Origin of the sequence: Actinomadura sp. 6N118 (genome assembly GCF_044326415.1) — a bacterium.
GTDB lineage: Bacteria > Actinomycetota > Actinomycetes > Streptosporangiales > Streptosporangiaceae > Spirillospora.
In genome coordinates, this window is sequence record NZ_JBIRAZ010000003.1 from 492569 (window position 1) to 504869 (window position 12301).

Here is a 12301-nt window from a genome sequence, read left to right on the forward strand (position 1 = left end):
AATCTAAGGGCGGCTGATATGAGCGAAGAGGCGGCGCAGACCTTCTTCGACGCGGTCGGTAGGGATGGCTCCGTAGCCGATGACGAGCCCTTCTTGAACGGGAGCGGCGGCACAGTAGTTGGCGAGTGACTCCACTGCTACGTCTGCCTTGCGCGCGCTTGCGAGCCGCCGTTGGAGGTCGATATCCCGTTCTGGCCTGAGGCGCGCGCAGAGGTGCAGACCTGCTGCTGAGGGGACGGGTGTCAACCATTCGGAGAAGTCGTCGTGGAGGGTCGTCAGGATCCGTTCGTGGCGTGACGCGTACGTACGGGTGGCCTTACGGATGTGGCGCGCCAGCAGCCCTTCATCGATCAGACGGGCCAATGCGGCCTGTGTGGTGGGTTCGCCATGCCAGTCGGACAGTTGCTTGGCCGTGCAAAGCGCGCGCTGGAGAGACGCGGGTGCCACCATGAAACCCACCCGGAGCAGGGGCAGCAGTGTTTTGGAGAACGAGCCCACGTAGACGACGCGGCCTGTTCGATCGAGGCCTTGCAAGGGTTCCAGCGGGCGGTCGGAAAAACGGAACTCGCTGTCGTAATCGTCCTCGATAATCACCGCGTCACCGTTGCGTTCGGCCCACGCGAGCAGGGCGGTACGGCGCGCCAGAGACATCGGGGTGCCCAGCGGAAACTGATGAGACGGCGTCACATAGACGAGACGTGCCGCCTTGGGGATCGCAGAGATGTCCAGCCCTTCCTCATCAACCCGTACGCCGACGACGCGTGCGCCTAGCGATTCGAAGAGGAACCTTGCGGGTGGATAGCCGGGCTCCTCCACAGCGACACAATCGCCCGGCTCGATGAGGACGCGTCCGATGAGGTCGAGTGCCTGCTGGGCGCCTTGAGTGACGATGACGTCCTCAGCTTCGGCCCGTACACCACGCGACAGCCCTGTATAGCGCGCGATCGCTTCACGCAAAGCAGGGTGGCCCGCAGGCTCGCCATACCCAGCCGAACGCAGAGACGTAGGCCGTAGCTCCCGGGACACCAGCCGCCGCCAAGTCTCCAGCGGAAACAACGTCGCATCAGGCATGCCCACACGGAAGTCGAACGTGAACTCACTCCGGTCGTTGGGCACGGGACTCATGGATTCCCAGCGGCTCCTTGGTCGTACACCAAGCCCGCTCGTACTCCTGCGCGTGCGACGCCGGCGGAGCGGCTCGTTCAGGACGAACGTGCCAGCACCGGACCGGCCTTCAAGGAACCCTTCGGCCGTCAACCTGTCGTACGCCGCGGCAACGGTGTTGCGGGAGACGTCCAAGCGGGTGGCCAGCTCGCGCGTGGGCGGCAGTCGTTCACCGGCGCGCAACCGGCCGTCGAGGATCGCGTCCAGGATCTGCCGGTAGATGCGGGCGGCCAGGTCACCCCGCCCCTCAAGGCCGATATGAAGATCCAATTTGGCCCAATCAGTTTCGCAATGATTGGAACTTACAAGGAGCCAAGTGGTTCTGTCATCGTCAAGACATGCACGCGATCACCAGCAGGTTCGTGCCCCCAGCCGGGGCACCGCGAGTTCTCGCGACCGCACAGCTGGCCGGCTCGCTCGGCGACGGTGCGTTCCTCGTCTGCTCCGCGCTGTTCTTCATCCGCGTCGTCGGAATGTCGCCGAGCCAGATCGGCCTTGGCCTGACCATCGCCTGGGCCGTCGGCTCGTTCGCCGGCGTCCCCCTCGGCGCCCTGGCCGACCGCCGCGGCCCGCGCGGCACCGCGATCCTGCTCGCCCTCGCCACCGCCGGCTCGGTAGGAACCTTCCTCACCGTGCGGGCGTTCGTGCCCTTCGTCCTGGTCGCCTGCCTGTACGCGAGCTTCCAGAGCGGCCTCGGCGCCGCCCGCCAGGCGCTGCTCGCCGGCCTCGTGGAGCCGGGCCGCCGCACGGAGGCCCGCGCGTTCATGCAGTCAACGGCGAACGCGGGCCTCGCGATCGGCGCCGCCCTCGGGGGTCTCGCGCTGCAGTTCGACACCGAGGGCGCCTACCTGGCCATCTTCACCGTGGACGCCGTGGCCTTCCTGGTCACGGGGGCCGTCCTCACCCGGCTGCCCTCCGTACCGCCCGCGCCGCCCGCCGAGAGTGGAGAGCCCAAGCTCGCCGTTCTCCGCGACCGCCCGTACGCCGCGCTCACACTGATCAACACGGTGATGTTGCTCTACATGCCGATGATCAGCCTCGTCATGCCGCTCTGGGTGGTCGAACGCACTGACGCGCCGCGCTGGCTGGTCTCCGCCATGCTCGTGATCAACACGGTCTGCGTCGTGCTCTTCCAGGTCCGTGTGGCCCGCGGCGTGACCGGCCTGCCGAGCGCCACGAGGTTCGTCCGGCTGGCCGGCCTGATCATGCTGGCGTGCTGCGCGGTCTTCGCCCTCTCCGCGTACGGCTCGTCGGCGTGGCCGGCCACCCTCATCCTGCTGGCCGGAATCGTTCTCCAGGTGGCCGGCGAGATGTTCCTCGCCTCCGGCGCCTGGGAGATCAGCTTCGGCCTCGCCCCCGCCCGGCAGCAAGGCCAGTACCAGGGCTTCTTCGGCATGGGCATCCCCCTGGCCCGCATGCTGGGCCCCATCCTCCTCACCACCTTGATCATGGGCTGGGGCGCCCCCGGCTGGCTCGTCCTCGGCATCATCTTCCTGACCGCCGGCCTCGCCATGACCCCAGCCGTCCGCTGGGCCGAACGCACCCGCCCAGCCTTCGCCGCCGAAGCCACATCGGTAGGGCGGAGTAGGTCGGTTGGGGCGGAGCGAGGCTAACCGCGGGCGGCGCCCCAGTCGGCGATGCGTTCGATGAGGTCCCGGGTGACCGCTACCTCGGCGTGGCCGAAGGCGGGTTCGATCCAGAGCTCCCGAGGGTCCCGTGCCGCGTCGTACAACTGATGGGCGTGCTCCAGAGGGAGGAACGCGTCGGCGTCACCATGAACGATCAGGAGCGGCACCGGGGCGATGCGTCCGGCGACCTCGTGCGGAGCCTCGGGAACCGGGTTCCAGCCGTTCGCGGCCACGCGGGTGCCCCGGGCGAGCCGTACCGCCAGACGCCCGGCCCGCCGTTCGATCGCCCAGTGAACGCGGCGCATCGGCACCGTGCCGCGGTAGTACCAGCGAGCGGGCGAGCTGACCGAGACCACACCCTCGATGCCCCCGTACAGCCCCGCGTGCCGTACCGCGACCGCGGCCCCCATGGAGAAGCCCGCCACCACGACGCGCTCGTATCCCCGCCGCCGCGCCGCGGCGACCGCCGCCTCGATGTCGAGCACCTCACGATCACCCACCGTGGAACGGCCGCCGGACCGGCCATGGCCGCGGAAGTCCAGCCCGATGACGCCGCCTCGCAGGTTCAGCACATTGGCGATCCGGAGCAGCCTGGGCTGCCGCCAGGAGCACGTGAAGCCATGCGCCAGAACGAAACACAACCCGCCCTCGCCAGGGAAATGTCCAGCGTCGATGCGGACGGCGTCGCTGGTGAAAAGGGTGGTCTGTTCCGGAGCTCGCACTCATCAATGATCGGTCATAAAAAAGGCAGTATCCGTGAACGGGGTCAAAAATCTTGGTCTTCACCCGTCGGAAAACCCTGCCGCAAACCGATGTAGAGGGTAAAGGCCCGAGGGGAGACACCATGAGCACGAACATGAAGCCCGAGGCGCGGCTGCGTTCGCTGACGCCCTACATCTGCGTCGACGACGGCCGGCGGGCGCTGGACTGGTACGTCCGGGCGTTCGACGCGCACCGGCGGGACGAGCCGATCATCATGGACGACGGCCGGATCGGCCACGCCGAGCTGTCCATCGGCGACTCGGTCCTCATGCTGGCGGACGAGTGGCCCGAGGAAGGCCTGCTGGGCCCGAAGGCCCGCGGCGGCCCCAGCCAGTCGCTCTACCTGACGGTCCCGGACGTCGACCAGGTCGTCTCCCGCGCCGTCGCACTGGGCGCCGAGCTCACCCGGCCCGTCCAGGACCACCCGTACGGCCGCAACGGCGTCATCAACGACCCGTTCGGCCACCGCTGGATGATCACTTCACCGGTCGCCGAGATCTAGCCCACCCATTGCCTTGAGCGTCGCCGGGCCGGTCCTTGGGCTTCCTCAGCGACGACCGCGACATCTCTGGATTTGGCAGAGGTCGTGGCGGTCTGCCATAAGATCACTCCGGGTGATGGGGGTCGGCGGGGGTGGCGGCCATGCGGCACGGGAGGGCGCTTGGCTCGGATCGGCAGGCGCGAGCGGCTTCGGTATTGGTTCGACAACACCATGTCGAAGGGCACCCCCGCGCTGATCGGCTGGCTCGGGCTCGCGTCCGGCGTGCTCATCCTGGTGGTGGCCTCGCTCGCCGTGGTCGTCGCTCCCAAGGACTCGCGCGACAACGGGCACTGGCCCGGGGTCGTGTGGCGCAGCCTGTTGCGCACGCTCGACCCCGGGACGATGGGCGATGACACGGGCACGGCTCCGTTCCTGGCGCTCATGCTGGTCTCAACGGTCGGTGGGATCTTCATCGTCAGCGCACTGATCGGCGTGCTCACCACCGGGCTCGAGAACAAGATCGACGAGCTGCGCAAGGGCCGGTCACGGATCATCGAGCACGATCACACCGTGGTGCTCGGCTGGTCCGAGCAGGTCTTCACCGTCATCGCGGAGCTGGCGGAGGCCAACCAGAGCAAACGCCGGTCCTGCATAGCGATCCTCGCCGACCTCGACAAGGTCGACATGGAGGATGCGATCCGGGCGCGGGTGGGTGACACGAGCCGCACCCGGGTCGTCTGCCGGCACGGCAATCCCCTCAAGGTCGCCGACCTCGACCTGGTCAGCCCCGATACGGCCCGTTCCATCGTGGTGCTCTCACCGCCGGTCGAGGACGCCGACAACCACGTGATCAAGGTGCTGCTCTCGCTGGGCGGACGGGCCTGGGACGGCGCGCGGCCCCATGTGGTGGCGGCCGTGCACGACTCGGCCAACCTCCCGGCCGCCCGGCTCGCCGGAGGGCCGGAGGCGCAGGTCATCGACGCCGACGACATCGCCATCCAGCTCATCGTCCAGTCGCACCGCCAGTCCGGGCTGTCGCAGGTCTACACCGACCTGCTCAACTACCGGGGCCACGAGTTCTACATGCGGCCCGAGCCCACCCTGGCCGGGACCACCTATGGCGAGGCGCTGGGCGCGTACGAGCTCGGCATTCCCGTCGGGGTGCGGCGCGCGGACGGGGCGGTCCTGGTCAACCCCTCCCCCGACAGCGTGATCCACGCGGACGACGAGATCGTCCTGCTCGCCGAGGACGACCTGCTCATCAAGCTCGGCGACCGGCCGGAGATCTTTGAACGGGCCATCGCCACCGCGACCTCCCATCCGACCCCGCGCGGCCGCACCTTGCTGATCGGCTGGAACCACCGCGCCCCGGAGGTCATCACTCTGCTGGACGAGTTCACCGAGCCCGGCTCCTGCATGACGATCGCCGCACAGCGCGACGATCCCCGCGAGACCCTCGGCACCCTCACCAACCTGACCGTCGCGTTCACACGCTGCGACCCCACCGACCGCAACCAGCTCGAGGCCCTCGACGTGGGTTCCTACCAGCACATCATCGTCCTGGGCGACGCGGGCTACGAAGACCAGCACGCCGACGCCCGCACCCTGGTCACTCTGCTGCACCTGCGGGATCTCGAAGAGAGCCTCGGCGATCCCTACTCCATCGTCAGTGAGATCCACGACGACGCCAACCGTGAGATCGCCCAGGTCACCAAGGCCGACGACTTCGTGGTCAGCGACAAGCTGATCAGCCTGATGCTCACGCAGCTCAGTGAGAACCGCCACCTGTACGACGTCTTCGCCGATCTCCTCGACCCGGCGGGCTCGGAGATCTACCTCAAGCCCGCCCCCGACTATCTGCATCCGGGAGTCAGCGCGAACTTCGCCACCGTGATCGAGGCCGCCCGCCGCCGCGGCGAGACCGCGATCGGCTACCGGTTGCAAGAACGCTTCCACCAGCCCCCCGACTACGGCGTCGTTCTCAACCCCGACAAAAGAGCACCCTTGGAGCTCGGCACCGAGGACCACGTCGTCGTCATCGCCAAAGACTGATCCCGCACGGACGGGACTGGATCTTTGACTTGGGCTTTAGGTTAGGCTTGCCTTATTTATGGGTCGGAGGTGCGGTGGAGGCTACGTTGTCCGGGGCGGCGGTCAGCGCTGGGCCAGATGCCGAGGTGGCGTTGCAGCCGCTTCTGGAGACGCTCCGCGGTGCCGAGGCCGCCGGGATCACGCTTGGCCTGGCGCCAGGGCTCCGGGCCGGAGACGGATGGTCCTCGGTCGGTGAGCTGACAGAGGACCATACGACTTTGGCGGCGATGGTCGAGCAGGCCGCGGAACGGTGGTCGGCTCCGCCGCACGTCGCGGCGGCCTTGTGGTGGAAGCAGTTCTCCTACTGGACGACCCTGCCCGTCGTCGTGGGCTGGGCTCTGGGCGGACACGTTCCCCTGATGACCGCCGAGAGCACCGCGGTGCTGCCGCTGGAGGGCGAGCCGTTCATGCTCGTAGGGCTGAACGAGGCGCGGGTCGCCTCCGGAGAGCCGGGCGGCCTCGGCCCGGTCATCCGGGACATCCTGATCGAAGGCCTCCACGCGCCCGTCATCGAGGCGCTTCATGACCTGACGCGGACCGGGCGGCGGGGGCTGTGGGGGTCCGTCGCGGAAGCGCTCGTCGAGCCGTTCGAGATGCTCGGGATGGGGCCCGATGCGGCGGAGGGCCTCTTGGCCGCTATCGGCGGGCCGGTGGCCGGACTGGTGGAGATGCCCTCGCTGCGACGGCGAACATGTTGCCTGTGGGTGACGCTGCCGGGGAGCGACCCCTGCCCCACCTGCTGTGTGAACACCTGCGAATAGGAGCCAGAGTGTCCGACGTGCTGAAGCGCGCGATCACCGGTCAGTGGCGGCATGCGGCGGGCGGGTCGTTGCTGGCCGCCGGGCACCAGGTGGGCGAGGCGCTGGTGCCCGTGGTGATCGGCGTGGTGATCGACAAGGCGGTCTCCACCGGGAACGGTGGCGCCCTGCTTCGCTGGGTCGGGGTGCTCGCCGTGGTGTTCGCCGTGTTGTCGTTCAGCTACCGGTTCAGCTTCCGGGCCGCCGAACGGGCGTCGGAGCAGGCCGCGCACGGCCTGAGGATCGAGCTCACCGAACGCGTCCTGCATCCCCGGGGTGGCGCTGAGAAAGGACGGCTGCCGGGAGAGCTGGTCAACATCGCCAGCGGCGACGCCAAGCGGGTCGGGGCGGTCCACATCGCGTTGACCGCGGGTGTCGCGGCACTGGCCGGGCTCATCGCGGGTGGGGTCGCGCTGCTGTGGGTCTCGGTGCCGTTGGGGTTGGTCGTCCTGCTGGGCATTCCTCCGCTGTTGCTGCTGGCTCACCTGCTGGGCAGGCCGCTTGAACGCCGCAGCGGTACCGAGCAGGAACGCGCCGCGCACGCTTCCGGCGTCGCCGCTGACCTGATCTCAGGGCTCCGCGTTCTCAAGGGACTCGGAGCGGAGGCCACGGCCGTGAGCCGTTACCGCAGAACGAGCCGCGATTCGCTCGCCGCGACCTTGCGGGCGGCGCGAGCCCAGGCCTGGCATGACGGCGGGATGCTCGCCCTGACCGGCATCTTCATCGCCGTCGTCGCCCTCGTCGGCGGCCGGCTCGCCGCCTCGGGCGACATCACGGTCGGGCAGCTGGTCGCCGCGGTCGGCCTCGCTCAGTTCCTGCTGACCCCGCTGTCGATCCTCGCGTGGGCGAACGGCGAGCTCGCCCAGGGCCGTGCCTCCGCCGCGCGCATCGCCGCCGTCCTCGCCACTCCCCCGGCAGTCGCCGACGGAACGGGTGACCTGCCGGCTCAGGTCCGCGGTGAAGTCCGGTTGAGGAACGTCTCTCACGGCGCGTTGAACGACCTGAGCCTGGACGTCGCGCCCGGCGAGATGCTCGGCATCGTGGCCGAGCCCACCGCCGCCACGGCGCTGCTCCGAGTGCTCGGCCGTGCCGCTGACCCTGACGAGGGGGTGATCGCGCTCGACGGTTTGCCCTTCTCCGAGCTCGACCCCGCCGCGATCCGTACCGCCGTGCTGGTCGCCGAGCACGACGCCGATCTCTTCGAGGGAACGCTCCTGGACAACGTCGGGGCTGCGGCCGCCCCGGACGGGATCGTCCCGGCGATGTCCGCCGCGTCGGCCGACGAGGTCGCGGACAGCCTCCCCGAGGGTTCCGGGACGACGCTCACCGAACGCGGCCGTTCACTCTCCGGCGGGCAGCGCCAGCGTGTGGCCCTGGCCCGCGCGCTCGCCGCGGTCCCGCCCGTGCTGGTCCTGCACGACCCGACCACGGCCGTGGACGCGGTCACCGAGGCACGCATCGCAGCGGGGATCCGGGAGGCCCGCGCGGGACGTACGACGATCATCGTGGCCACCAGCCCCGCGCTCCTCGCCGCTGCCGACCGCGTGGTGCACGTCGCGGACGGCACCGTCGTCACCGAGGGCACCCACGCCGACCTCGTGCACGGCGACGACGCGTACCGCGCCACGGTTCTGGCCTGAAGGAGAGCGCATGACGAACGACGACACGGCCCCGGCGCTCCCCCACGCCACCGGCCCGCAGGCCGACGTGAGCGCCGGCGATCCGCACGAACGCGAGTTGCTGCCGACGGCGACCGGCCCGCGGACCCGTTCGGCGTTGCGAGAGCTCGCGCGCCCCCATCGGCGCGCAGCATGGGCGGGTTTCCTCGTGCTGGCCGCCGCGACCGGGATCGGGCTCCTCACGGCTCCGGTACTCGGGCACATCATCGACCTGGTCGCCGACGGGCGTCCGGCGAGCGCGATCACGACGCCGGTCACCTGGCTGGCGCTCATCGCGGCCGTCCAGGGCGTCGCGACCTCGTTCGGCGTCATCCTCGTGGCCCGGGTCGGCGAAGGCATGCTGGCGACGCTGCGCGAACTCTTCGTCGAGCGCGCCCTGGGGCTTCCGCTCGAACGCGTCGAACGGGCCGGGTCGGGCGACCTCACGTCCCGCGTCACCAACGACGTCTCCGTGATCACCAATGTGTTCCGGGACGCGTTGCCCGCTCTCGCACGTTCCGTGCTGACGCTCGGCCTCACCCTGGTGGCGCTGGCGATCCTCGACTGGCGGTTCCTGCTCGTGGCGCTGCTCGCGGTCCCCATCCAGGCGTGGACGGTGCGGTGGTACGTACAGCGAGCGGTCCCGCTCTATGCGGCGCAGCGCGTCGCCGTCGGCGGCCAGCAACAACAACTGCTGGGCACCATCGGCGGGGCGTCCACCGTCCGCGCGTTCCGGCTCGCCGACGAACACGTGAAGCAGGTCGCCACCTCCTCCAACAAGGCCGTCGACCTGGCGCTGCGCGGCATCCGGCTGGTGACGCGGTTCTATTCGCGCCTCAACCTCGCCGAGTTCGTGGGATTGTCCGCCGTCCTGGTGGCCGGCTTCTTCCTGGTCCGGAACGGCAGCGTCAGCATCGGAACGGCCAGTGCCGCCGCGCTCTACTTCCACAGCCTCTTCACCCCGATCAACATCGCGCTCGGGCTCGTCGACGACGCCCAAGCGGCGACCGCCGGGCTCGCCCGGCTCGTGGGCGTCGCCGACATGGCACCGGCTCAGACAGGACAGACCGCCCGCCCAGACGACGCGTCCGTCCAGATCTCCGGGGTCGAGTACGCCTACCGCCCTGGCCACCCGGTGCTGCGCGGCATCAACCTGGACATCGCGGCCAAGGAACGCGTCGCACTGGTCGGCGCGAGCGGCGCCGGAAAGACGACTCTCGCCAAGCTCATCGCGGGCATCCACCACCCCGATCGCGGCACGATCAGCATCGGCGACGCCGGTCCCGCCACGACCGGCCGTACCGTGGCCCTGGTCACCCAAGAGGTGCACGTCTTCGCCGGTACCCTCGCCGATGACCTCCGCCTGGCCCGCCCGGACGCGGAGGACGACGATCTCCTCACCGCGCTCGACCAGGTAGGGGCCCTGTCCTGGGCCGAGGCGCTGCCCGACGGCCTCGACACCGTCGTGGGAGAGAGCGGGCACCGCCTGACCACCGCGCAAGCACAGCAACTAGCCCTGGCCCGGCTCGTTCTTGCCGATCCCCCGGTCGTCGTCCTGGACGAGGCCACCGCCGAGGCAGGCAGCGCCGGAGCCCGCACCCTGGAGGCCGCCGCCGCAGCCGCGATCGAGGGCCGCACCGCCCTCATCGTCGCCCACCGCCTCACCCAGGCCGCCGAAGCCGACCGCATCGTGGTGCTCGACAAGGGCCGCGTCGTCGAGACCGGCACGCACTCCGACCTCGTCCACGCCAACGGCCGTTACGCCGCCCTCTGGGAGGCCTGGTCCGACAACAGCCGCTCCTGAACGCAAGGCACAGTCACCCACGAGGACACCAAGGGGCTTCCGCCGCAATGGCATGCGCAGCGGAAGCCCCTGGTACGCCGCTAGCTACCAGGCGAACGAGTACGGTTCGGCGCCGCCGGGGAACGGGATACGCGAGGTCTGCCCGTTGGAGAGATCGATGCGGTGGGCGTAGCGGTCGGTGACGGCCATCAGATAGCGGCCGGTCGCGTCGCGGTCGAGCTGGGTGAACATCCAGGTGGCGTTCCTGGGGTTGTCCGCGTACTTCTGCTCGAAGAGCACGCGCGACTGGCGCCCTGTCGCGACGTCCACTTCAATGACGCGCGTCCACGACGGGTCCTTGCCCTGCGCCGCGATCACGTACAGCTTCCTGCCGTCGGAGCTGAGGACCGGCGAGGTCAGCTCACCGCGGACCGGCACGCGGCGGGACGCCTTGAGCAGGTCGCCTCCCGTGCCGGTGTCCAGGACCCAGACGCCGTCCATTCCGCGCGAACCTCCGATGGAGTACGCGAGACGACGCCCGTCCGCGGACCAGCTCAGCGACTCCGGCAGGCCCGTCTCCTTCGACTTGAAGACCTCCCGGCGCCCTGTGACGACGTCCACCACCACGATCTCAACGGGTCCTTGCAAGCCCCACGTCCGGCCGCTTCTCTTGAGTGGCAGAGGAGAGCCCCACTTGTGGCCTGGCGCATTCTTCCGTGGGTCGACCGGCAGCACGGGGGTCTTCGGGTCGATCGGTGCCCTGCTCTTGAGCGGGGCATCCACCGGGTACGCAATGCGGCGTCCATCCGGGCTGGCCGCGATGTAACGGATGAGTCCGTCGTTCTTGCCGCCCTTGACCGGATCCAGACCTCGAAGGCGTCCCGCTGAGGTGAGACTCAGACGATAGAGCCTCCCCCCGTCCGGCCCGGGCTTCGCCCCCGCGAGGTAGAAGAGTGTCTCGTCGTTGGTGGCGGTGATGGCGATCCATTCCACAACGCCCTTCGGCGGCGGAACGGTGGCGGTGATCGCACCTGTGGCGGCGTCGCGCACGGTCACGCCGTTGCCGTCCGCCCCCTGCCCGTACGCGGCACCGGCCACGAAGAACCGTCCCGGCGTGCTCGGCGGCGCAGCCGCTCGTTCCGGCGAACTGACGAACGACGCGCTGACCACGCCGATCGCCATGACCAGCAGGACGCCGACGGCCACGGCGGCGGGGATCAGCCAGGACACGGCCCGCGGTGACCGCGACTCGGCGACCTGGATCTCAGGGGTACGGGTGACGGCCGCGATGCCGTGCAGGGCGTCGCGCAGCTGCTCTTCGGTCTTGGTCATTCGTCGTTCCCCAGGAGGCGGGCCAGGGCCTTGAGACCCCGGGCGGCGGTCGTACGGACGGTGACCTGGCTGACGCCCAGGGCGGCGGCGATCTCCGCATCGCTCAGGTCGAGGTAGTAGCGCATGACGAGCACCTCGCGCCGCCTGCGTGGCAGCCGCTGCACGGCCTCCATGACGCGGCGGCGGTCCTCGCCGACGAGCACCTCTGACTCCGCCGACCACATCGGCGGCTCATGGTGCACACCGAACCGCCGCGCCACCACGCGGCGCCGGATGACCGACCGGCAGGCGTTCACGACGGACGCCCGGGCGTACGCGAGCGCCTTCTCCTCACCGTCCAGCGTCCCCCATCGGCGGTGCAGCCCCAGGAACGCGTCCTGCACGACGTCCTCGGCGGTGTTCTCGTCTCCGACCAGCAGCACCGCGAGCCGGAACAGCTTGAGCCGGTGTTCGGCGAACAGCGCGCCCACCGGCGCGGGCCCGGACTCGGGCTCCGGCTCGGCGCCAGGCGGGTCGATCACGGTCAAGCCCTCTTGATCCATGCCATAAAGACGCGCCATGGCCCAGATTGTTGCTCGCCCCGCCGCAGAGGTTTCAGGCGTTCA

10 protein-coding genes and 1 pseudogene are annotated in these 12301 nt (G+C 69.8%); 6 read left to right on the top strand and 5 right to left on the bottom strand.

The annotated features are described in order from the left end of the window. Positions 1–3: 3 nt before the first annotated feature. Together ACH34W_RS10060 and ACH34W_RS10065 are read right to left on the bottom strand one after the other, a co-directional pair. On the bottom strand, positions 4–1125 hold the full coding sequence (locus tag ACH34W_RS10060) for a PLP-dependent aminotransferase family protein (RefSeq protein WP_395960626.1): 1122 nt from the start codon (positions 1123–1125) through the stop codon (positions 4–6). A 93-nt stretch (positions 1126–1218) separates the two neighbouring features. After that, a pseudogene (locus ACH34W_RS10065) lies at positions 1219–1434 on the bottom strand (GntR family transcriptional regulator); the annotation flags it as partial. 68 nt (positions 1435–1502) lie between these two features. Between ACH34W_RS10065 and ACH34W_RS10070 the strand changes: the two are divergent. Then, positions 1503–2777, top strand: a complete 1275-nt coding sequence (locus tag ACH34W_RS10070; RefSeq protein ID WP_395960494.1) for an MFS transporter — start codon at positions 1503–1505, stop codon at positions 2775–2777. On the opposite strand, the gene ACH34W_RS10075 is transcribed toward ACH34W_RS10070, so the two are convergent. Continuing rightward, complete coding sequence (locus ACH34W_RS10075) at positions 2774–3514, bottom strand: alpha/beta hydrolase (RefSeq protein WP_395960495.1); 741 nt, start codon at positions 3512–3514, stop codon at positions 2774–2776. The genes ACH34W_RS10070 and ACH34W_RS10075 overlap by 4 nt on opposite strands. A 122-nt stretch (positions 3515–3636) precedes the next feature. Between ACH34W_RS10075 and ACH34W_RS10080 the strand changes: the two genes are divergently transcribed. From ACH34W_RS10080 to ACH34W_RS10100, 5 genes are all read left to right on the top strand, one after another. After that, positions 3637–4056: a VOC family protein gene (locus ACH34W_RS10080; protein ID WP_395960496.1), complete on the top strand. Its 420-nt coding sequence runs from the start codon at positions 3637–3639 to the stop codon at positions 4054–4056. Between the two features lie 159 nt (positions 4057–4215). Continuing rightward, entirely contained in the window at positions 4216–6087 is a 1872-nt protein-coding gene (locus tag ACH34W_RS10085) for a potassium transporter TrkA (protein ID WP_395960497.1), read from the top strand. A 74-nt stretch (positions 6088–6161) separates the two neighbouring features. Then, entirely contained in the window at positions 6162–6887 is a 726-nt protein-coding gene (locus tag ACH34W_RS10090) for a hypothetical protein (protein WP_395960498.1), read from the top strand. 8 nt (positions 6888–6895) lie between these two features. Next, on the top strand, positions 6896–8563 hold the full coding sequence (locus tag ACH34W_RS10095) for an ABC transporter ATP-binding protein (RefSeq protein WP_395960499.1): 1668 nt from the start codon (positions 6896–6898) through the stop codon (positions 8561–8563). A 10-nt stretch (positions 8564–8573) separates the two neighbouring features. Beyond that, the gene (locus ACH34W_RS10100) at positions 8574–10385 is read left to right on the top strand and encodes an ABC transporter ATP-binding protein (protein WP_395960500.1); all 1812 of its coding nucleotides are present in this window, start codon (positions 8574–8576) and stop codon (positions 10383–10385) included. 84 nt (positions 10386–10469) lie between these two features. Here the strand turns inward: ACH34W_RS10100 and ACH34W_RS10105 are convergent, their stop codons facing one another. Then, the gene (locus tag ACH34W_RS10105; RefSeq protein WP_395960501.1) at positions 10470–11696 is read right to left on the bottom strand and encodes a hypothetical protein; all 1227 of its coding nucleotides are present in this window, start codon (positions 11694–11696) and stop codon (positions 10470–10472) included. Continuing rightward, the gene (locus tag ACH34W_RS10110; protein ID WP_395960502.1) at positions 11693–12256 is read right to left on the bottom strand and encodes an RNA polymerase sigma factor; all 564 of its coding nucleotides are present in this window, start codon (positions 12254–12256) and stop codon (positions 11693–11695) included. Before ACH34W_RS10110 ends, ACH34W_RS10105 begins: the two co-directional genes overlap by 4 nt. Between the last annotated feature and the right edge of the window lie 45 nt (positions 12257–12301).

Bases quoted from the DNA above. Each gene is read 5' to 3' on its own strand.
- ACH34W_RS10060 (WP_395960626.1), bottom strand. From the start codon at position 1,125: ATGAGTCCCGTGCCCAACGACCGGAGTGAGTTCACGTTCGACTTCCGT.
- ACH34W_RS10070 (WP_395960494.1), top strand. From the start codon at position 1,503: ATGCACGCGATCACCAGCAGGTTCGTGCCCCCAGCCGGGGCACCGCGA.
- ACH34W_RS10080 (WP_395960496.1), top strand. From the start codon at position 3,637: ATGAGCACGAACATGAAGCCCGAGGCGCGGCTGCGTTCGCTGACGCCC.
- ACH34W_RS10100 (WP_395960500.1), top strand. From the start codon at position 8,574: ATGACGAACGACGACACGGCCCCGGCGCTCCCCCACGCCACCGGCCCG.
- ACH34W_RS10105 (WP_395960501.1), bottom strand. From the start codon at position 11,696: ATGACCAAGACCGAAGAGCAGCTGCGCGACGCCCTGCACGGCATCGCG.
- ACH34W_RS10110 (WP_395960502.1), bottom strand. From the start codon at position 12,256: ATGGCGCGTCTTTATGGCATGGATCAAGAGGGCTTGACCGTGATCGAC.